Below are 21,452 nucleotides of genomic sequence, written 5' to 3'. Positions count from 1 at the left end.
CTAAAAATGAATTTAAAGTCTTAAATTCAAACTTAAAGTCTTAAATTTAAACTTAAAACCTTAAACTCAATCAAAGTTCATCTTTTCCTTAATATTCTCCTGAGAACTTCTCCCTGAGAAATATTTTATAAGTTCCATTGAGATAAGCGTGGTAGAAGCAAGAGAAAGTACCACTCCCCATTCAAAGAGAGAAAGTGGAACGGTCCTAAAAGCTGTCTGGAAAAAAGGAACATAAATTACCACGAGTTGCAGGATTACTGTTGTCAGGACTGCATAAACCAGAGGTCTGTTTGTAAAAAGTCCCAGGGAAAAGATCGAATATCGGTCAGACCGCCAGTTAAAGGCATTAAACATCTCTGAGAAAACTACTAGCGTAAAGATCAGGGTCTGGAGTTTCTCAATAGAGAAATTTCTGTCAAGAGCCCAGTTTAAAACGAGAAGAGCCTGAAGTGCAATCAACCCTCCAATTCCCAGACTGGCTGAGATTTCCCGACGGGTTATAAGCCCTTTCTCAACGTTTCTTGGCTTCTGTTTCATAATACCATTGTCAGGAGGTTCAACCGACAGAGCCATAGGAGGAAGCCCATCCGTAATCAGGTTAATCCAGAGGATCTGAACCGCAATAAGAGGCAGGATCTGCCATCCCAGGATAGCAATGAGAACTATGAGAACCTCACCGATATGGGCTGAGAGCCCATAAGTAATGAAGTTTCGGATATTTTTAAAGATGTTTCGCCCTTCCTCGACCGCTGCAACAATCGACGCAAAATTATCATCCGTAAGAATCATGCTTGAGGCTTCTTTGCTGACATCTGTGCCCGTAATCCCCATAGCTATTCCCATATCTGCAGCTTTAAGGGCAGGAGCATCGTTTACCCCATCCCCGGTCATTGCTACGACATAGCCCTTTTTCTTAAGGGCGTCTATTACTCTCAATTTATGAGTAGGATAGACCCTGGCATAAACCGAAACCCTTTCGACCTTGTCTTCGAACTCGACATCCTCAAGGCGATCAAGCTCCGAGCCTGTAAGAGTAAGATCGTTTGCCTTTAAGATCCCCAGTTCCTTTGCAATTGCAGACGCCGTAATTTTATGGTCTCCTGTTATCATTACGGTTTTAATACCTGCATCTTCACATTTCTGGATTGCAACCTTTACTTCCTCTCTTGGAGGATCTCTCATGCCCATTAAACCTGAAAAGACCATATCTTCTTCAATTCTCTCTGAAGGGAGCTCTTTTGAAGAAGTTTTTTCAATATAGAGTTCCTCATCCAGAAGGCGAAATGAAAGAGCCATAACCCTGAGGGCCTGATCAGCCATTTCCTTAACTTTTCCTTCAATCAATTGCTTCATTTCGGGAGATAAGGATTTTATTTCACCGTCAAGAAAAATCTTTGTACATGAGCCAAGAATCACTTCAGGAGCTCCCTTTGAGAAGGCAGTAAGTCCTTTTATAGGGAAGTTGCTAGAATCGGTTTCCAGTTTATTAAAGGTAGTCATTCTTTTTCTTTCAGAGGAAAAGGGTATTTCTCCAAGGCGAGAATATTTTTGATCAAGCTCAACTTTATGTAAGCCTGACTTTGCAGCAACAACCACAAGAGCTGCCTCTGTAGGGTCTCCTTTGATCTCCCATGTATCACTTTCCTTAAAAAGACCAGCATCGTTACAGAGAACAGCTCCCAGCAAGAGAATCTGAAGATGGGGATCATCGGTAGAAACTTTTTCATCTCTGTTAAAGAACTCTCCCTCAGGAGAATATCCTGCTCCCGTAACCTTCAAAACCTGATCATTGACGCAAATTTTTTCAACCGTCATTTTATTCTGCGTAAGCGTGCCTGTCTTATCCGAACAGATAACATTTGTGGCTCCAAGCGTCTCTACAGATGGCAGTTTTCTTACAAGGGCGTGCCTTTTGACCATACGCCTTACCCCAAGCCCAAGCCCTACTGTAACAACTGCAGGGAGAGCTTCAGGGATAGCAGCAACCGCAAGAGCAACGCCCCATAAAAACATATCAAGGAGAGGGAAACCATAAAAAACCCCAAGCATTGCAACAAAAGCTACAATTACAAGAGTCGCAGTACCAATCCATCTGCCAAACTTGTCAAGGCTTTCCTGTAAAGGCGTCCTGGACCTCTCTATTGTCCCCAGAAGCCCGGCAAGTTCCCCAAAAGCCGTATTCATTCCGGTTGCGGTAACAATGGCACTGCCTCTTCCGTAAGCAACCGCAGTTCCTGTGTAGACCATGTTTGTCCTGTCAGCTTCAGAAGTTTCAGAAGGCAGGGCTTCAATGCTTTTCTGAACTGGCACGGATTCTCCTGTAAGGGAGGACTCATCAGTTTTGAGATTGAACTCTTTGACTAACCTGGCATCAGCTGGAATGCGGTCTCCGGTCTGAATAAGGATAAGATCTCCGGGAACAAGATTTTTTGAGGGAACTCTTTTTTCGACCCCATCCCTTTTAACAGTCGCTTCCGGCGAGGTAAGGGACCTTAGAAGCTCAATTGCTTTCTCGGCTCGATATTCCTGCACGAAACTGAGAATACCTGCAAGAAAAACCGTAAAAATAATGACTATTGCATCAACTAGCTCCCCGAGAAGAGCCGAAACAATAGAAGCCGTTATCAAAATAAGAATCAGGATGCTCTTAAACTGTGAGATAAAGAGCTGCAGGACGGAGACTTTTTCTTTTTCTTTAAGTTCATTTTCGCCATACTCTTCAAGCCTTTTTTCGGCTTCCTCAAAACTCAAACCTGCTTCTGAGACTCCAAGCTCTTCAAAAACAGAGTTTATTTCCTGGTCGTAATACACCTCTTTATCCCTCAAGCCTCTGGATTATCCAGAGATATCTCTCTCAAATAAATCCGCTTCTCCAATATAATAAGTTAAAGGTATATATAGCGGTTAAGCCTATCGATAGGTTAAGGGATTTTTAAAGAATATCAGTTATTACGGATTTTTGTGGAAAAAGAGATATAAAACTTTAGCTTTTTTTACATTAAGATAGGGGTTTGGAATCTGTTTGAAATCTGTTTGATTTCCTTAAGGGATGTTAAGATTCTGTTTAAAAAGTAAACAGATAAGGGAAAAGTTGGGTATGAAAATCGTAATAGTAGGAAGTGGGCTCGCAGGGCTGTCAGCCGCGTATAAGCTTTGCAAATCGAATGAGACTGTTATTTTTGAAAAAGATGCAGAAATCGGGGGGATGGCCTCAAGTTATTGCCATGATTTTGCTGGAAAGAGGTACTTTATAGAGAAATATTATCACCATATATTCAGGAGTGATTCGGAACTTCTTGACCTTATAAGAGAACTGGGGCTTGAAGGTCAAATGCTGTGGCTTAAGGGAAAAAACGCCTATTTTGTGGACGGTAAAAACTATCCCATGAATACTCCCACTGAAATTCTAAGGTTTAAACCTCTTTCTTTTACGGATCTGGTAAAACTTGGGCTGCTGGTGCTTAGAATAAAGCTAATAAATGATACGACTTCCTATGACAGAGTAAAGGCAAAAACCTGGATTCTTGATACGGCGGGGCAATCCGTATACGAAAATTTTTTTGCTCCTCTCATGAAAAGCAAATTCGGTGAAAATGCCGAAAACGTTTCTGCAGCCTGGCTTATAGGGCGTGTGAAAATAAGGTCAGATCGTGGAAAAGAAGGAGAAAAACTGGGATACCTGAGAGGGGGGTTCAATTCTCTAATAGAAGCTCTGGCAAGGGAAATCGCTGCACAGGGGGGCAGGATCTTACAGAATAAAGCAGTAAAGGAAATCGTAATCAAAGACAATGCAGTGCAGGGAGTGATTGCAGACTGGGATTTCATACCCTGTGATGCCGTGATTTCAACTGTTGAACCCAGAGTACTGGATATCCTTACAAAAGGCAAACTTGGAACTCTTCAAGCGACCCTGCAAGGTATTCGTTATCAGGGAACTGCATGTGCCCTCATAGGACTTGATAAAGGGCTTATGAAAAATGGGAATTACTGGTTGAACATAAAAGCTGACGTGCCTTTTGGAGCCGTAATTGAGCACACCAATTTTATGCCTTTTGAGGACTATGGAGAACACCTCGTTTATGTAACTTCCTATTTCCAGGATGAAAACGATGCCCTCTGGCTGAAGAAGGAAGACGAAGTTCTGGATTCTTACCTGAAGGGCCTGGAAAATATGTTTCCTGATATTTCAAGAACCGATATCCACTGGGCAAAACTCTTCCGAAGAATGGATACTGCACCTGTGTATGAACAGGGGTACCTTGAAAAGGTTCTGCCGTTTGCGCCAGGCCCAACCGGACTTTACCTGGCAGGAATGTTCTCATCAACCAATTACCCGGAAAGAAGCATGAACGGCTCTGTAAAAGCCGGGTTTAAAGCTGCAAACTTCTTCACGAAAAAAGAAGAGAATTGAGAGGTTTGCTGGCTTGACTTAGAAAGCCGCCTCCCGTATATTCATTTCCTTTAGATTCATTTTCTGTATTTTCATTTTCTGTATTTTCATTTCCTATATTTTCATTTCCTATATTTTCATTTTCGGTATTTTCATTTTCGGTATTTTCATTTTCGGTATTTTCATTAAAAGTTTCGTGCATCTGAAGAAGTCCCCGGACTTAATATAGTCTTTTAGGACTAACTATTATATAGGCTAAGGGATGATAATATACTGTCTGTATCTGCGTGCAGAAAGAAGTTCTGCATGATTACCTGTCCTTCCGGATTTATCATTTATGGGGATTTAAGCAATGATGAAGTAGGAAAAGACAGTAAAACTCTAAAAAATCTGGACTTCTGCCGTTAGTCGGCATTTGGGGGCGTGCTGGTCAAATCCGCATTTGTGGAGATGGCACCGGAGAATAGACTTGTTTTCCCTTGAGCTTTGCTCTCAAAAAGAGATCCCGGACGCTGTAAAAAGCTGCCCTGGCTTCCGGGAAGGGGTATTGGCAGCATAAAATATGAGGAGTGGTAAAAGATGTTATTCATGGACGTTAGTACCTGGGACCCTTCGAACCGCGATAAGATCCTTGAGCATTTTAAGAAACTGGAGATTCCAGAAGGAATCGATATCATTAACCAGTGGGTTGACCTTTCCGGAAACCGCTATTACATCCTTTACGAAGCCGAAAGTGCCGAAGCTTACGGAGCTTTCAACCTACCCTGGTCGGATGTCTGCGTAATTGACAGCGTGCCGGTTATGGAAGCTTCCGAATTTATGCAGCTTCTGCCCAAATACCAGAAAAAATAAATTTTACGACTAAGTAAATTTTATAACTTATTGATACGGTTTTACAGAAAAAGGTCCGATGAGCTTCACGTTAACTGGCTCATCGAAAAATCTTTATTTTATCAGTCTTAAATGTCAGGGCTTTCTCGAAGCCTTTTTTACTGAGTAAATCAAGTTTTTAGCATACTATTTTAGATTTTAACATTACGGCTTTAGATTTTAGCATTACGGTTTTAGATTTTTAGCATTACGGTTTTCAGATCAAGATATTCAGAAAGAGCATCAGGCCCGTTTTCGTTTCCAATCCCGCTCTCCCTGGTACCCCCGAAAGGAACTTCAGGAGCAACCTTTAGATGTTGATTAAGCCAGATAATTCCTGCATTCAACTGTTCGCATCCTATACGAGCCCTGTCAAGGTTTTTTGTCCAGATTGAGGCACCAAGGCCATAGCAGGTATTGTTAGCTTCTTCAATCGCTTCATCAAGGTCTTTTACCCGGACTACAGGCAGCACCGGACCGAATACTTCTTCATTCAGAAGCCTGGATTTTCTGTCCACATCTACAATAAGTGTGGGCTCGAAGAAATATCCTTTACTACAGGCGCTGCCCTCTGGAACTCTGCCTCCTGCAACTATCCTGCCTTCATCCTTTTCTTCGGCGTCTGCGACAAGCTCTTTTATATATTCCCATTGCCTGCGGTTGTTAAGGGGCCCCAGATCGATGTTTTCATGCAACCCGTTTCCAACCCTTAAATTCCGGATGCCTGCTTCAAGCTTTTTTATGAACCTTTCAGCTACGGATTCGAAAACAAAAAGCCTCTTTACAGCAGTACAGGCCTGCCCACAATTGTAAAATCTTCCCCTGAGAGCCCCTGCGACTGCAGCCTCCAGGTTAGCATCATCACAGACCAGCATTGGATCACTTCCTCCAAGCTCAAGGGTTACTCTTTTCATCCCGCCGGCTGCAAGCTCGGCTATACGTTTCCCGGTTCTCACTTCTCCGGTAAAGGAGATTTTTTTAACCTTCGGGCTCTTAACCAGGCTTTCTCCCACAACCTCACCAGGGCCTGTAACGATATTGAGTACACCTGGAGGAAGCCCTGCCTCGCTGAGGATAGAAGCCAGGGCAAGGTTAGTAAGAGGGGTATTGCTTGCAGGTTTCAGGACAAGCGTATTTCCTGAAATCATGGCAGGGCCTATTTTCCATGCCATAATAAGAGCAGGCATATTCCAGGGAATTATGGCTGTACAGACCCCCAGAGGCTTCTTTACAGTAAAAGCATATCCATTTTGAGGGACCGGGACAAAATCTCCGTGAAAACTACTTGCAAGCCCGCAATAATACTCAAGGACATGTGCAAAACCTTCAATCTCGTTTTTAGCTTCGGCAAGAGGTTTCCCCTGTTCCCGGGTAAGCAAGACAGCAAGTTCATCCTTTCTCTGTCTTACAATTCCCGCAGCTGTGTAAAGAATCCTGGCTCTTTGCTGCGGAGATGTGGAAGCCCAGCCATTAAAAGCTGACGACGCCGATTCAACGGCTATTGCCGCATCATCTTCCGTGCCTTTTGGAACCCGGTCAATAAGTTCACCTGTTGCCGGGTTTATGATATCAAAAAATTCGCCGCTGCACGCTTCAACAGCCTTTCCGTTAATCTGCATTTTCATATCTATCAGTACTTACAAAGACCTATTTTAAGATAACAAAGTAATTTTCTGGAAATAATAATCTAAGATTCAGGGAAAATAAAGCAAAAAGGAGAATTAAATAATTTTTTCTACGATAAAAATATAAACCTATTTACAAAATAAATATCATCGGTACTTCTGTCAGGTAAATAAAAATTGGGGGAACGGGAATACCGATTACGAAAGCATTTGAAAAATTTCAATAACTTCTCGGAACCGATATGACCTTTAATGGCCTTTCGGAGCTAAGAAAAAACCCAGGCAAACTCAGATTTTGAATACAGGTTTGAATACAGGTTTTATTAGTAGAAAGTGCACCTCAAGAGAGTGGGGCTTTAGACAGTGCACATTAAACAACCGATTTTAAAGGGAAGAGAGCGGTGTTAGAGTATCTTCACATAATTTTCTGGTTTATTTTTATTGAAATGCTGGGCCTGGTTTCCATGCCTCTTGCCGGACTAGCTGGAAATCGGCTTGTTGACAGAGGATATTCTGCAGCAAGGACTCTGGGAATAGTGCTTGTTACGTATATTGCCTGGCTTTTTTCCCATGTATGGGGCTTGAACAGCCGCACAATCCTTATCTCGGTACTTCTACTTTGCCTTATAGCGGGAATTGTCTATCGAAAACAAAGGACCTTACCGGAAAAGAAGATCCTGTTGTCAAATGAGCTCGTATTCGCTGCAAGCTTCTTTTTTTTCCTGCTTATACGCATGTATCTTCCTGAGATCTACAGGCATGAAAAATTCATGGATTTTGCTTTTTTGAACGCAGTTATGAGAACCTCTTCTTTCCCCCCGGCAGATCCCTGGTTTGCAGGCGGTTCCCTTGATTTTTATTACTATTTCGGATACCTTTCGGTGGGAGTTCCGGGGAAACTATTTTCTGTCGAGCCATCCATGCTTTTCAATCTGGCTATTGCTCTCACTTTCGCTCTTTCCTTCAATCTCCTTTTCGGGTTTGGATATAACCTTACTCATGGAAAAATCAGGTATGGGTTTCTTACTGCCTTATTCGTGATCCTGCTAGGAAACTTGCAGGGATTTAAAGAATTCATATCCATGTATCTTACCAGAGAAACTGCACCAATGGGATACTACTGGAGCAGTTCGAGAGTTATCCCGTATACAATAAATGAATTTCCTTACTTTAGTTTCATACATGGAGACCTTCATTCTCACATGATTGCAATTCCTTTCCAGCTTCTGGTACTTGCTTTTCTCCTTAACATATATCTCAGGAAAGATAGCAACCGGGTCTTTGAAAGTATACTGGAACTTCTGATTTTTTCAGTATCCCTTGGTTTTTTATTTCTTTCTAATTCCTGGGATTTCCCGATATATCTCAGCTTGACATTTGCAGTTGTTTTTGCTTATTACTACGGGCATTATCTCCACAGTAAAAGCTTATATATCCACAATAAAAGCCTATCTAGATCCGTTACCGGTTTTCTGGGAACAGTTCTTTCAGTTTTCACTCTCAGCCTTCTTCCGTATTTGCCCTTTTATCTGTCATTTAAACCGCAAGCTGCAGGTGGATTCGACTTTGTTCAGCCAGAACTTCGTACAACAATTGGAGAATTCCTGATCCTGTTCAGCCTTTTCCTTTTTTTGACCCTTTCTTTCCTCATGACTCACCTTGACTCCAGAAGAAAAATACAATATTTCATCCTGTGGATAGGAATATCGGCATTTCTTGCCAAAGAATGGACTATTCCTCTGCTTGGAATCCTTCTTCCGTTACTTGTCCTTTCACTTTATTCTTTCCTGAAAGACCTTCCTGAGAGAAGCAATGCAGGATTCATCTCACTTCTGATAGCAATGGCTGCATTCATAGCGATTATCTGCGAAGTCATCTTTCTTGATGATCCCATTTCCGGAAGCTTTGCCCGCATGAATACGGTTTTCAAATTTTACATGCACTTATGGATTTTTCTGGCCATTGCAGCTTCTTATTCCTTCTATCAGCTTTATTTCCGTTACAGAACCTTTCCCGAGACTAACCTTCCTACGAGCAGCAGGGTTTATGAAAAAAAAGTTTGGATGTTCTCACTTATGCTTCTGGTTCTCTCATGCAGCGTCTTTCCTGTAGTAGCTACCTTTACAAGAATAGAAGATATGAATGCGGAACCTGCCCTTGACGGCATGGAATACATGAAAGAGTTGGATCGCGGAGATTATGACGCTATAAAATGGATTCAGGAAAACCTCAGTGGAACTCCGATAATCCTTGAAGCTTCCTCAGATGACAGCAGTTATCATTATATCTCGCGTGTCTCGGCAAATACCGGGCTTCCTACGGTTATTGGGTGGGCAAGGCATGAGCAGTTCTGGGAAAGAAACGATGAAGAAATCAGGACAAGGCTTGAAGACGTAAATACCATTTACAGTACCAGCAGTAAAAAAAAAGCTCTTGAGCTCATGAATAAATATAACGTAAACTATGTTTATATCGGTCAACTTGAACGGCAGATGTATGATATAAAAACGGATAAGTTCGAGGACAAAACTTATTTTGAACCGGTTTACCAGGGTTCAGTCCGGATTTATAAAGTAAAAAAGGAGTTCTGAGTTTTAGGTTTTTAGGGGGAACCTTAAACTTAGAGTTATATAAAAGTCCATTTATACAAATCGTAGATTCGCTCCCAATAATGGAATGAAAATAGTGGGGTCTTATCCATTACCAGCGTATCGGTGGTTTTACCAGCTTATAATGAGGCAGCGAATATCGATAAGGCTGTCTTAGTTACAGCAGAAACACTTTTTAAAATAACGGACCGTTTCGAGATCATCATAGCCGAAGACGGCAGCACGGATGGTACAGACCGGATAGCCTCCAGGCTCGCGGAACAGTACGTTTATGTTGTCCATCTGCATTCGGATAAACGACAGGGCCGGGGAAAAGCTCTTAACCGGGCTTTTAAGGCCGCTTCAGGAGAAGTCCTCTGCTATATTGACGTGGACCTTGCGACAGATATGAAGTATCTGGAAAAACTGATCAGAGCTGTGAGCACGGATGGCTATGATTTTGCTACAGGATCGAGAATGATGCCCGATAGCGATGCAAAAAGGCCTTTTAAGCGAGAGTTTGCAAGCAGAGGATATAATTTTCTGGTGAGGCTATTTCTGCATTCAAAACTCTATGACCACCAGTGCGGTTTTAAGGCTTTCAGGAGAGAAGCTCTCTTTGAACTTAGTGAGGATGTTGAGAATGAACACTGGTTCTGGGATACCGAAGTACTTGTCAGAGCCCAACACAAAGGATATAGGGTAATGGAATTTCCGGTTTACTGGAGGCACGGAGGGTCAAGCAAGGTTAATCTGGCAAAAGATGTAAAAGGAATGGGGTCCGAGATATTCCGACTCTGGCGGGAACTCTCATTTCCTCTCGAAGTTTCAGGAAAAGGAAAATTCTTTTTAACAGCTACCCTTGCAATTCTGATACTTGCGTTTGTCGCAACCTTCCTGGGCGCATCCGATATTCTGGAAAATGTGAAGCAAGCATCCTTCAGGACTCTGGTTCTAGCCGCTCTGGTATACTGTGTTTCCTGGCCTTTAAGAGGAGTTCGCTTCCAGCAGATCCTTAACAGGCTTGGAAATCAATACGGGCTTAGGTTTCTTACAGGCAGCATTTTTATCAGCCAATCCGCAAATGTAATTCTTCCGGCACGGATAGGAGATCTGAGCAGGATGTATATCCTGAAAAAAAGCAAGGACCTTGCTTTTACAACTAGCTTCTCCTCGATAACCGTAGAAAGAGTTTTTGATATAGTTGCAATAACTTCCATAGCAATACTTGCATCTTCAGGTGCTGCATCCCGTTTTGAACTTGATCCCTGGATGGAATCCCTGATAAGGCTGTCCGGACTTGCAGTAGTGCTTTTTTTCTCAATTATCTTTATTGTTTCTTTCCGAGAAGGCAACACAAGAAAAAGATTGGAAATGGAAAATTCCCAAAACGGGTTCTCTGGAAAGATAAAGATTTTTGCCTCTACTTTTTTACACCAGATAAGCGTCGTTGCCGTACGTCCAAGCTCGTTTCTGGCAGTGACGGCCTCTTCTCTTCTGATATGGGGAATAGATATATTCACCTGTTTCCTTGTCCTTAAATCTTTTCCGACAGTAGGAGAAAGTCTCTCGTCCACATATATGATATCACTAATTTTCCTGGCTGTAGCCCTGGGAAATATTGCAAAAATCTTTCCGATAACACCTGGAGCCATAGGAACATATGAAGTTGCCCTGACTGCAGTTTTCGGGCTTGGTGGAATCAAACCGGAGATCGGATTTACGGTTGCCGTGCTCGATCATATTATAAAAAATTCAATTACTTTAATAGGAGGAGGTCTTGCCCTCTCTGAACTCGGGCTCAGGTGGAGAGAAGTGCTTTGTACTGATAAGGATGTTTTGAAAGGGTGAACTACAACCTGGGTAGGAACAACTGGCTTCTCGATTCACAGATGACCGTCAGTATCAGATGACCGTCGGCATCTCCAACGAGCTTTAACTAGGATCTCAGTGGGCCCAATTAAGCTCTGTCCATTCATCCCTGACGGCTTTACATGAAAACAACCTGGTACAGTATATTTATAACAGAACAAAAAGAGTAAACAGAATAATGTAAATTAGATCCATACGTCTTCGATTAAGGCAGTGTGACTTAATTTCTGTAAAATAAGAAATCTTAATAAGTTTGTGTTTTGGGAATTCGATAACAAGAATACTTAATTATGTTCAGTATACAAAAATTTGACTTTGAATTTACAGAAAATTTGCGACACTGCCTTTAATTTATTCTGCCATCTATTTTGCATACTATGTTATAAAACATAATTAATGGACTAGAAGAATTAGTGATATAAATGGACGTTAGTTGAAAATCATGATCTGCAATTAAAAGCTAAAGGTAAACAAACTTGATTATGTCTACAATAATGTACAAACTCCATAATGAATTTATAATTTAGGAATTTTGAACAGTAAAGAGGTAATTGATTATGGAAAAGTTAACTAAAACCATTATATACATTATAGTGCTGGTCTTTGTAATTTTGCTCATCGGGCTCATACTTCTAGGTAGGTAACACTTTGAAATATCCCCTTTACCGCAAAAATTGTATTGAATAATGTTAAACGCCAGTAAAAACAGTTACGCAACTTAAAAATATAAGAGAGAAATAAAAATTTCGGCTTTGTAGAAAACCTATCTCAATCAGTTCAAGAAACTGATATGAAACGAGTTATAGTGTATCAGATACTTGTTTCAAATTAATGGAATTTCGTTATTTCAGAGGATGTTACAGGGCCATTTTTGTTAATTTTGACAAGATCAATAGTTTGATTGTAACAAGAATTGGAATTATTTCATAGAAAATATTATAAAATTAGATGAACTCATAGAATTATGTCAAATTAATTTGAGCTAAAAATGGGATATGTCAACAGTAATAATTAAGAGATACTGTCAAACTCCTATTGGTTCATATGACCCTGGTTCATATGAACCCACGACCTAAATGTATCATTGATGGTTCATATGAACGACATATATGTTATTAAGAATGGGATAACGAAGGAACAGATGTTTCGTCTTCGTTTAATCAAAGTTGCGCTGACGCACCCCGCTGCAAGGAGGCTGTCCGACAATTACTGATGGTAATAAATTTGCAGCCATCGGTTGTGAAACTGGAACTTTTTAGCTCTATTAAATTTGATTTTATCAAAAAGAATTAAAATAATAACCACATGCTTTTTATTTGAACCAATGGTCAAGTGGAAGAAATGTCTGAAAAAAAAATAATTGAAGTAAAGGATGCATATTGTCTTCCGGAAGATGTGCTTGATGCTGTGCATTCGGCAATGAATGAGGATGTAGGAGAAATCGTTAGCCTGTTTAAGATACTTTCAGATCCCACCCGCCTCAGGATTCTCAAAGCCCTTGAAGTCCAGAGTCTCTGTGTCTGTGTCCTTGTGGACTGTACGGACCAGCAGCATTCAGCTCTTTCCTATCATCTTAAGCTGTTAAAAGAAGCAGGCCTGGTGAACTCGCGAAGAGAACGGAGTTTTCAGATTTATGAACTCACAGAGTTCGGAAACCTGCTCCTGAAACATATTGAAAAGCACTTTGAAAAAGCTTAAACATAGAAATCAAGAGGAATTTAGTATCCTCTTTGAAATCTTTTCCATCTAGAAATCTTTTCCATCTAGAAATCTTTTCCATCTAGAAATCTTTTCCATCTAGAAATCTTTTCCATCTAGAAATCTTTTCCATCTAGAAATCTTTTTCATCTAGAAATCTTTTCCATCTAGAAATCTTTTTCATTTAGAAATCTTTTCCATCTAGAAATCTTTTCCATCTAGAATTTTTCTTTACTAAGTCTTACTTTCTCATGGTTGTTCGAGGGAAACTCCTGACTGGGAAAAATCAGATTTTATCGGTTGATGCTACAGTTGTGAGCTTTGAGAACTTTACCCCTTTGAGGGCCATTATAGCTTCAGCAAGCTCCTTAATCTCTTCACCTTCCCCATCGAGAACAATCACTTCAAAGCAGTTGTCATGATCAAGGTGTATATGCACTGAAGATTTTATCAGGTGAGAATAGTTGTGTTGAATATCTGCAATAGCATTTGAGAGCCCCCTTTTAGTATGGTCGTAAATAACCGAAATGGTTCCTACACGGTAACCCTTAATGTCACCCATCCATTCGTAATAAGAAATGTAACTCCTGATGGCATCTCTTATGCCTTCAGAACGAGAAGAATAACCTCTTTTTTCGATAATCTCATCAAATTTACCCAGAAGGGTATCGGGAAGGGAAACTCCTATCCTCATAAGTTCTGTTTCCATAATATCACCAAATAATCTTAGACTTGTTTACGAGTTAATACGTTAGTATATTATATGTAGCACTATATATGTTTTTTTCACATAGGTACTAATATAAAAGAGTTGATAACAAATATTCATTCTTTACAAATATTAATCCTCGGTACTGGTTTACATTCACCACTAAAAAATATATAGGCTTTTTTATGTTGGAAAAAGTAACTATCCAGCCTGGATAAAACAATATCAATAACCATTGTTATTAAGATCTGAAAGGCAAATTTATTTGAAATCAGTTTCTTCAGTTATTGACCATTCATTGTACTTTATCTGAACTCATCAATATATAACCATTTTTATTTGTCAAGTAAAAACCGATATCAATAAAAGAATTTTGGTTTTACGAAATAATATATCGGAAATGATATAAAAATATAATAAAAGGTAGAAAAAAGTCTTAAATAGATAATTTTTCAGCAGAACTTTAAGAAAATTGTGTTAAATATTACTCTCAAGCACGAATACATCTGCCAGATAAGCGCACTTTCCCGTCATCAACAATTTCAACACACTATGTGTTATTTCAGCACTCCATACGTTATTTCAGCATTTTCTATATTATTTCAGCATTTTCTATATTATTTCAGCATTTTCTATATTATTTCAGTATTTTCTATGTCAATTTAGCACTCTCTGTATTTGTGTCATCATTCTATGCGTCATTTCAGCATTACTCTATGCCCTTGCTCTCTTCTTGTTCTCTTATCGTCTGTCTACAAGCCTTTTAGGCCTGCCTTTTATCCTGTTCAGTTCAAGCCCCATAGGACCTGTGAAATTGAATACTATTTTAAAAGTGCCTTCGGCATAAGCCCTTGAAAGCGGAGGCTTATATCTGAGAAAAGTACGAAGAAAGTTCTGTTTTATAAGGTCCCGGTCGCACACCTCAGGATTTTCACATTCCATACTAACTCTGAGTACGGTTTCTCCCTCGTCTTCTGTGCCATAAAGAAAAGCTTCATATTCTCCGGTTAGGTAGTCCATGTTTTCGCGCTGGAAAACACCCCTTTCCACATCTACGCGGTTAAAGGGAGTTCCTTCTACCCACGCGGTTTCAGCCTCACGCTGAGGAGTCAGAATTTTCATATGCGTCCTTCCGCAGGGACACTGTTTGCGCGTAAGCACCACAGTTGTGTCTTCAGTATCATAGTTTAAAAGAAGGGTTCCTGCTTTTGCCCCAACAGGCAGCAGTGTACTCAGGATAACTCTTCCGCATTCTCCGTCAGGTACATAATTCTCGAGATTGGGGTCGTAAATATCAACATGGACAAGATCTTCAGGCACATGCAGCCCTGACACCTCATCACACTCACCGCACATCGTACCTTCCGTACTTCCATAGGTGTTATACACAGGACAACCCCAGATTTCGGAAAGATAATTCCTCGACTCGTCAGCAAAAGCTTCTCCTCCCACAACCAGTTTATTTACACCTGACTCCCGAGGGTCGATGCCCTCTGCCCGTAACCTTCTGGCAAGGTTCAGAAGTTTGAATACGCTGCCTACTATGCCTGTAGGCCTGTAAGCTTCAATAACTCGCAGAGGAAATGTGCACTTGCCCTCAGGAATAATGCTCATACCAAGCTGCCTGGCCGCAAAGGTCATGGTGTTTGCCCCTACGTTCATCCCGTAAGAAGCACAGACAACAACCCTGTCTCCAGGGCCGAAGCCCTGTGACCTGAAAATACGAGCATATTTTTCCGAATACCGTTCCCAATCTTCCCATGTAAGGAAAAAGCCCTTTGGATTTCCACTGGTTCCGCTGGTCTCATGAACTGTAAAAACATCCTCCCAGCCTACACTCCTGAACATGAATTCGCTTGTTTCCGGAGGCTGGTTTTCACGGATGGTATTTCCCGAAATTATGGGAAGGTCCAGAAGGTCTTCATGGGTTTTGATCTCAGCCGGGTCCACTCCCTGCTTTTCAAACCATTTTCTGTAAAAAGGAGAATTTTCTGCCGCATATTTTACCGTGTACCGTACCCGTTCCTCTATGAGAGCATCCAGTTCTTCCCTGTCCATAGTCTCGATTTCAGGGTTGAAATAAGGTTTTGAGTTGTCTATAGAAAGCACCCCCAACTGGAATAATAGGATATAGAAAGCCTGTTATTTATTGACTTCAAAGATGAAACGTTTTCTGGAGGCTTTTAAATTAATAGTTTCTTTAAACTTTAAAGATAGTAAGGTGGAAAAGATAAGATCCGGATCTCTGCCCTTCCGACCTTTTTCTCTTTAGGCTGTGTTTTATGGATCTGTTTTACTTCACCTTATATTCCTTAGATCTTTTATACGTTTATAAAATTTTGTTCAACATACCCATATTTTCCTTAGATCTTTGCTATTTTTGTAATAATTTGTTCAGTAATAATTTGTTCACCTTCTTAAGGGTAAACACACTTTCCTTTTCATATCCTCAATTTCCCTGACAGCTACATTTACACCATAGACTGAAGACATCATCTTACTGGTTACAACGGTTTCAACTTTTCCTACGGCAACCAGTCTACCTTCAGACAGTGCTGCAGCCCTGTCACCTAACAGAAAAGCATGGTCTGGCATATGTGTATTCATTATAATGGACATTCCAAGTGAAGCCAGTTTCTGGACAGTTTCCAGCACAAGGACCTGGTTGCCAAAATCAAGGTGAGAAGTTGGCTCGTCCAGCAAAAGCAGAGCAGGCTTCTGGACAAGAGCCCTAGCAATAAGCACCATTTGACTCTGTCCTCCACTGAGGTTAGCAACCGGCCTTTCCGCAAGATCAGAAATTCCCACCATTGCTAGCGATTCTTTTGCAAGTTTAATATCCTCTGCGCCAGGGGATGCAAACATGGAAAGATGAGGAGCACGGCCCATGACTACAAAATCCAGCACAGTAAATGGAAAAACCACTTCATTCTGCTGAGGTACATAACCTATATGCCTGGCAATTCCTCTTACCCCAAGAGAAGCTGTATCTTTTCCCTGAATAAAGACAGACCCAGCAGCGGGTTGGAGAATTCCTGCAATACATTTGATAAGTGTAGATTTTCCTGCTCCGTTTGGGCCCAGAATGCACATGATCTCGCCCTTTTTCAGCGAAAAAGATACATTTTCAAATACTGGCCCGTTTCCATAAGAAAAAGCAAGGGACTTTACTTCCAGCATCAGTTCCATCCCATACGCCCCTTCTTTATAAGATATGCAAACAACGGAGCTCCTACCAGAGAAGTTAGGATTCCCAGGGGAATTTCGGTAGCTACAATAGTCCTTGAAAGATCATCCACAACCAGCATAAACGATGCTCCAATAACCATACTCATAGGCAAGAGGCGGCTATAATTGGGACCAACAATCATTCTTGAGATATGGGGCACAACAAGTCCGACCCAACCAATGACACCGCTGATACTGACTGCTGCTGAGGTTATAAGGGTCGCACAAACAATGATAACCAGGCGCGTTTTTTCCACATCCGTCCCAAGAGCTTTAGCTTCCTCGTCTCCCAGGGACAAAATGTTGATACGCCACCTGAAAAGAAACAATACGAAAGCCCCAATAAGTATAGGCAATAATATGTAGAACAAATCGCCGTACCTGACACTTGCAAGACTTCCCATAAGCCAGAATACTATTTCAGGAAGTTGATCATAGGGATCTGCTACATACTTTGCCAGTGACGTAAGAGCCGTGAAAATAGAGCTCACAATAATTCCCGAAAGCACGAATACTAAAGTTCCAGTACCTTTGCTGACTTTACCCATACTTATAGCAAAAAACATCGCAAGGAGTCCGAAAGCAAAAGCCATCAATTGTATCATCAGATAATTATTCCAGAGCAATATTGCAAGGCATGCCCCAAAACCAGCCCCGGACCCCACTCCAAGGATATAAGGAGACACAAGTGGATTACGAAAGATTCCCTGGAAAGAGGCTCCAGCCATGGAAAGAGCTGCACCTACCAGTAAAGCTGCAAGTATCCTCGGTAACCTTACATTGAACAGTACTGTGTGTTGAGCGGAAACCGAAGCAGGAGTGCCAAAAAAAAGGGATGAAAAAGTAATAATACTCTCATCCACAACTGCCGACAGTGGAGTCTGGTATCTTCCAATAAAAAGGGAGATTATGAGTAATGCGATAGGTAACAGGTACACCAGAGTAGTGCGATTAAACTTGTAATCAGGCATGAGTATACCTCATAACATGCCTGGACCAGACGCCAGAGGTAGGTCTGTGAAATGACCTGTTAGGCTTTGCTTCCTCAAAAGGCATACCATAAAACCTTAGATAAAACTCATCTGCTTCCTTTTTCAGGTCAATTGATGAATTTTCTGGGTTCAGTTTATCTGCTATGTACATGAGTCCCAGTATCCAGCGGGGGTTCCCAAAATCCCAGGAAGGTGGAATTTCATAGACCCGGTGCTCTTTTACTGCATCTGCAGATATGCCGTATTGCTGGCACAGGCCATAAAATTCATCTAGAGGACGAGAAAGGAAACCTGAAATAAAAATTGTCTCAGGATTCTGCTCATTTATAAAAGAAGGAGAAACATTTACCCCAGGTTTGCCTTCTTTTTGAATCTGTTTATTGATACTAACTCCCCCGGAAAATGTCACAAGGTTGTTTTCCATTCTCCCGGCGTTCAGAGCAAAAAGAGGAGAACCCATACAATAATACACCTTATGATCACTATTTTCCGCTGCAAGAGATTGGACAAGTTCCAGGCGTTCACGAATAAAAGAAATAAGTTCTTCTCCTTTTTCCGACGCATTTGCTTTTTCAGCAATAAGCCTGATAAACTCAAGATAGGAGTATGGCTGTTGTATCATACGATGTATTTGACTCAGGGTTTCAGGATTGGAAACCTTTACCCAGATTTCAATTACCCTGCGGTTGTCCAGTATTCCCATGCATGTAAGTACTGCATGGACCATACTGAAAGCCCGGCTTATCCTGTAACCGCCCATGAAACCCTCTTCGTTGAAACCTTCAGTTGCAGTTGTCCCTTTAACCGGAGTGTTTTTACCACAAGTACAGGTGTAATTTATCCAGGGTTTTAGAGGTTTGGAACCCATGGGCCCGTAAAACTCCCTTTCTGCAAGAAGGCTACCGCATTCAGGACAGTACGTATTTAAAGATTCCGTACCTGGAGAATTGAAAAGATAGACATAGTCTACATGCTCCCGCAGAGCATCACACAGGCTCTCAGCCTCTCCTATAGAGGGTTCAAGCTCAATCGGAGCATCGCCAAAAGGAATGAATCTCATGACCTGAACCGGAATTGTAGGAGAAATATTAGACAAGGCTTTTGCAACATTTATTACGTCGTTTTCATTTCCCCTTAAGTATACAACCGAAGTTTCGACATGAACACCCATATCGAAAAGCCTGGAGATATTGCAGAAAACAGGTGCAGAAGACGGAACTCCACAGTTTATATAACTCTTATCAGAATAGCCTTTAATTCCGACATTCATGAAATCTACAAATTTTCCAAGCTTCTCCAGTGTCTCACCTGTGAAATAACAGTTGGTGGAACAGCCTACGAGTAAACCTTTTTCTTTTGCCTTTAACGCAAGGTCCCTGAAAAGATAATAGTTAGCAGCAGGCTCATTGAGTGTAGAAACTACACCCAGACACTCCTGCTGTACTGCCTTTTCCACCACCTGAGATGGGGCAAGTGAAGTAAGGTCAAGCGATTTCCCTGAAGCTAACAGGCGAGCTACGCAGCCTGAACACTGGAAGTTGCATCCAGTACTGAAAACCTGAAGGAATTTACCTGAGGGATAATAGTGAAGTAAGGGAATGGTTTCTATAGAAACAGGATATGCTCCAAGATATCCGAGATCAGGGTCCTGGATGATAGTATCACCAGCACATAAGTAGTTCCCGCATCTTCCCCTGCTGTATTCATCGATTTCACACCTGAATTCACACACATTGCACTTCATTTTTTAACCTTCCTTGCTTAATACCATCCAGAATCCCGAATCATCCTGGACTACATGACAGGGAATCTCGGTCTGCCTTCCAGCTTCCTTTATAGCCTGAAGGTTTTCAGGACTGAGACGTTCTTTTGAACTGGAATGCCAGTCCGGATCGATTTCGACCATCTTTTCAGAAATCTGTGCTCTCAACTCTTTTGTGCCGAAGCCACCTCCTACCCATGCCTGCCCACCAGGAGCAAGAACGCGAGAGATCTCTTTAAAAGCCACAGGCAGGTCATTCCAGAAAAATACGGAACCCCGACTTACTATGAGGTCTGCACAATTATTTCTAAAAGGGAGCAGGTGTACATCAGACTGCACAGGAGCAACTTTACTTGAAAGACAATGGCGGAAGGCTTTGTTTCTTGAAAGCCTGCACATCTTAGTTGAAATATCAACACCATATACCTGCATATCCGTAATTTCTGCAACAGCAATTCCCAGGGATGCTATACCGCATCCCAGGTCAAGACATATACCTTTCTCTATTCCACTTTGCTTGACGATATTAGCAGCTATTACAGGGTAGATGGGGGCAAAGATGTTCTCTGCAATATAGGGGAAATCCGGAGATTTTTCCTGCTCGCTCACGTCTTAGCCTCTGCTGAAGGGTTAAGTAGCGCATTCAGCTCTTTGTCCGTGAGATTATAGTGGAAGAATTCCGAGTAGAACTCACGAGTCAGATTGGAGAGATCCATATTTACAAAACGGTCCGGGTACAGCATTTTTGCAGTCCAGACAGTTCCGAGGATAAGGTGAGGGCCCTGTGGCCTGTCAATCCAGCAGAAAGGATTCTGAGGAGCAAGGTATACTTTCTTATTTTTCACAGCATCTATACTTGCCCAGAGAGAATCAGAGTAAACTGTCGAATAGAACTGTGGATTTGAGGTGATAATTATCTCAGGGTTCCAGTTCATAACCTGCTCGATTGAGACCTGAGTCATGCCGCTTCCTGGCGTAAGCTGACAATCTGCAACGTTAATACCACCACAGATATCAATGACCTGGGAGTGCTGAGAACCTGAAGGGTCGGTCATGAGCCCTTTTGGACCTTCGGCATAATAAACACGTACTTTCTGGTCTTCGGGAATATCTTTTATAGTGTTATTAATCTCACTAAGGACTGAACTGCGGAAATCAATCAGTTTTTGTGCCTGGTCTTCACAGTTAAGAAGTTTACCCACATATTGTATAGTCGGGTCAGATTTGTTGACGAAGATAATAGAACCATCAACAGCCACTACAGGAATATTTCCAAAGCTTTCCTGTCTGCGCTCTATAGTCTCATGTATTTCTCCATCAGTGGTGTACCCTTCAATTACAATGTCAGGATGCATTTTGATTATAGTTTCATAGTTCCCGGTCTGTGTTCCGAACCAGCCCCCGATTACAGGCAGACTTGAGTAATTTTCAACCATGTAAAGTTGAGTAAAATTATTTTTAAAATTCCACCCTGAAAGTTTGTCCGGAGCAAGCATATAAACGAGGATAGTGGACGGCGGAGAAGTGGCTACAATTGAAGAGATTTCCGCCGGCACAGTTAACTGCCTGCCCAACATGTCGGTGATCTGTATAGTGCTTGAGTTCTGAACAGCCTGCTGATTCGCATTTTCTGCACATCCACAGGATGCAACAGCCAGAACCAGAATAGAGAGTAGTAGTATTGTACTTATTTTTCCACGCATAGAAATACCTGACAG

General features: G+C 41.5%; 16 protein-coding genes. 5 read left to right on the top strand and 11 right to left on the bottom strand.

Features of this window, described 5'->3' with window-relative positions; all coding sequences use genetic code 11:
- Positions 1-66: 66 nt before the first annotated feature.
- Positions 67-2,826 (bottom strand): calcium-translocating P-type ATPase, SERCA-type, encoded by a 2,760-nt coding sequence (locus MSBRW_RS02670; protein WP_048102467.1) that lies wholly within the window; start codon positions 2,824-2,826, stop codon positions 67-69.
- Between the two features lie 271 nt (positions 2,827-3,097).
- Between MSBRW_RS02670 and MSBRW_RS02665 the strand changes: the two genes are divergently transcribed.
- Positions 3,098-4,411, top strand: coding sequence for an NAD(P)/FAD-dependent oxidoreductase (locus tag MSBRW_RS02665; protein WP_011305535.1), 1,314 nt, complete (start codon positions 3,098-3,100; stop codon positions 4,409-4,411).
- Here MSBRW_RS02665 and MSBRW_RS02660 read toward each other — a convergent pair.
- The gene (locus tag MSBRW_RS02660) at positions 4,389-4,592 is read right to left on the bottom strand and encodes a hypothetical protein (protein WP_048102470.1); all 204 of its coding nucleotides are present in this window, start codon (positions 4,590-4,592) and stop codon (positions 4,389-4,391) included. The genes MSBRW_RS02665 and MSBRW_RS02660 overlap by 23 nt on opposite strands.
- A gap of 202 nt (positions 4,593-4,794) precedes the next feature.
- Positions 4,795-4,980: a hypothetical protein gene (locus tag MSBRW_RS02655; RefSeq protein WP_048102472.1), complete on the bottom strand. Its 186-nt coding sequence runs from the start codon at positions 4,978-4,980 to the stop codon at positions 4,795-4,797.
- Here MSBRW_RS02655 and MSBRW_RS02650 point away from each other — a divergent pair.
- Positions 4,970-5,242: a DUF3303 domain-containing protein gene (locus MSBRW_RS02650; protein WP_011305536.1), complete on the top strand. Its 273-nt coding sequence runs from the start codon at positions 4,970-4,972 to the stop codon at positions 5,240-5,242. The genes MSBRW_RS02655 and MSBRW_RS02650 overlap by 11 nt on opposite strands.
- Positions 5,243-5,454: 212 nt before the next feature.
- On the opposite strand, the gene MSBRW_RS02645 is transcribed toward MSBRW_RS02650, so the two are convergent.
- Positions 5,455-6,885, bottom strand: a complete 1,431-nt coding sequence (locus MSBRW_RS02645) for an aldehyde dehydrogenase family protein (RefSeq protein ID WP_011305537.1) — start codon at positions 6,883-6,885, stop codon at positions 5,455-5,457.
- Positions 6,886-7,286: 401 nt separating this feature from the next.
- Here MSBRW_RS02645 and MSBRW_RS02640 point away from each other — a divergent pair, with 401 nt between their 5' ends.
- The 3 genes from MSBRW_RS02640 (at position 7,287) to MSBRW_RS02630 (ending at position 13,043) form a co-directional block, all read left to right on the top strand.
- Positions 7,287-9,476: a DUF2298 domain-containing protein gene (locus MSBRW_RS02640; RefSeq protein ID WP_011305538.1), complete on the top strand. Its 2,190-nt coding sequence runs from the start codon at positions 7,287-7,289 to the stop codon at positions 9,474-9,476.
- Between the two features lie 123 nt (positions 9,477-9,599).
- Positions 9,600-11,324: a flippase-like domain-containing protein gene (locus tag MSBRW_RS02635; RefSeq protein WP_011305539.1), complete on the top strand. Its 1,725-nt coding sequence runs from the start codon at positions 9,600-9,602 to the stop codon at positions 11,322-11,324.
- A gap of 1,362 nt (positions 11,325-12,686) precedes the next feature.
- Positions 12,687-13,043 (top strand): ArsR/SmtB family transcription factor, encoded by a 357-nt coding sequence (locus tag MSBRW_RS02630; RefSeq protein ID WP_011305540.1) that lies wholly within the window; start codon positions 12,687-12,689, stop codon positions 13,041-13,043.
- Between the two features lie 286 nt (positions 13,044-13,329).
- On the opposite strand, the gene nikR is transcribed toward MSBRW_RS02630, so the two are convergent.
- From nikR to MSBRW_RS02595, 7 genes are all read right to left on the bottom strand, one after another.
- The gene (gene nikR / locus MSBRW_RS02625) at positions 13,330-13,752 is read right to left on the bottom strand and encodes a nickel-responsive transcriptional regulator NikR (RefSeq protein ID WP_011305541.1); all 423 of its coding nucleotides are present in this window, start codon (positions 13,750-13,752) and stop codon (positions 13,330-13,332) included.
- Positions 13,753-14,493: 741 nt separating this feature from the next.
- Positions 14,494-15,861 carry a coenzyme F390 synthetase gene (ftsA, locus tag MSBRW_RS02620; protein ID WP_011305542.1) on the bottom strand — a complete coding sequence of 456 codons (1,368 nt, stop codon included), beginning with the start codon at positions 15,859-15,861 and terminating at the stop codon, positions 14,494-14,496.
- Between the two features lie 300 nt (positions 15,862-16,161).
- Positions 16,162-16,941 carry an ABC transporter ATP-binding protein gene (locus tag MSBRW_RS02615; RefSeq protein WP_048102480.1) on the bottom strand — a complete coding sequence of 260 codons (780 nt, stop codon included), beginning with the start codon at positions 16,939-16,941 and terminating at the stop codon, positions 16,162-16,164.
- Entirely contained in the window at positions 16,932-17,951 is a 1,020-nt protein-coding gene (locus MSBRW_RS02610) for a FecCD family ABC transporter permease (protein WP_011305544.1), read from the bottom strand. The genes MSBRW_RS02615 and MSBRW_RS02610 overlap by 10 nt, the downstream gene beginning before the upstream one ends.
- Entirely contained in the window at positions 17,944-19,716 is a 1,773-nt protein-coding gene (locus MSBRW_RS02605; RefSeq protein ID WP_011305545.1) for a radical SAM protein, read from the bottom strand. The genes MSBRW_RS02610 and MSBRW_RS02605 overlap by 8 nt, the downstream gene beginning before the upstream one ends.
- A 3-nt stretch (positions 19,717-19,719) precedes the next feature.
- On the bottom strand, positions 19,720-20,343 hold the full coding sequence (locus MSBRW_RS02600; RefSeq protein WP_011305546.1) for a class I SAM-dependent methyltransferase: 624 nt from the start codon (positions 20,341-20,343) through the stop codon (positions 19,720-19,722).
- Positions 20,340-21,437, bottom strand: coding sequence for an iron ABC transporter substrate-binding protein (locus MSBRW_RS02595; RefSeq protein WP_011305547.1), 1,098 nt, complete (start codon positions 21,435-21,437; stop codon positions 20,340-20,342). The genes MSBRW_RS02600 and MSBRW_RS02595 overlap by 4 nt, the downstream gene beginning before the upstream one ends.
- Between the last annotated feature and the right edge of the window lie 15 nt (positions 21,438-21,452).

The organism is Methanosarcina barkeri str. Wiesmoor (assembly GCF_000969985.1).
In the GTDB taxonomy this organism is placed as follows: Archaea; Halobacteriota; Methanosarcinia; order Methanosarcinales; family Methanosarcinaceae; genus Methanosarcina; species Methanosarcina barkeri_B.
Note: the sequence above shows the minus strand (reverse complement) of the source record. Positions and strands in the feature narration are given on the sequence as shown.

Coding starts and splice junctions, on each gene's coding strand:
- MSBRW_RS02665 (WP_011305535.1), top strand. CDS start 3,098: ATGAAAATCGTAATAGTAGGAAGTGGGCTCGCAGGGCTGTCAGCCGCG.
- MSBRW_RS02660 (WP_048102470.1), bottom strand. CDS start 4,592: ATGCACGAAACTTTTAATGAAAATACCGAAAATGAAAATACCGAAAAT.
- MSBRW_RS02650 (WP_011305536.1), top strand. CDS start 4,970: ATGTTATTCATGGACGTTAGTACCTGGGACCCTTCGAACCGCGATAAG.
- MSBRW_RS02655 (WP_048102472.1), bottom strand. CDS start 4,980: ATGAATAACATCTTTTACCACTCCTCATATTTTATGCTGCCAATACCC.
- MSBRW_RS02645 (WP_011305537.1), bottom strand. CDS start 6,885: ATGAAAATGCAGATTAACGGAAAGGCTGTTGAAGCGTGCAGCGGCGAA.
- MSBRW_RS02630 (WP_011305540.1), top strand. CDS start 12,687: ATGTCTGAAAAAAAAATAATTGAAGTAAAGGATGCATATTGTCTTCCG.
- nikR (WP_011305541.1), bottom strand. CDS start 13,752: ATGGAAACAGAACTTATGAGGATAGGAGTTTCCCTTCCCGATACCCTT.
- MSBRW_RS02615 (WP_048102480.1), bottom strand. CDS start 16,941: ATGGAACTGATGCTGGAAGTAAAGTCCCTTGCTTTTTCTTATGGAAAC.
- MSBRW_RS02610 (WP_011305544.1), bottom strand. CDS start 17,951: ATGCCTGATTACAAGTTTAATCGCACTACTCTGGTGTACCTGTTACCT.
- MSBRW_RS02605 (WP_011305545.1), bottom strand. CDS start 19,716: ATGAAGTGCAATGTGTGTGAATTCAGGTGTGAAATCGATGAATACAGC.
- MSBRW_RS02595 (WP_011305547.1), bottom strand. CDS start 21,437: ATGCGTGGAAAAATAAGTACAATACTACTACTCTCTATTCTGGTTCTG.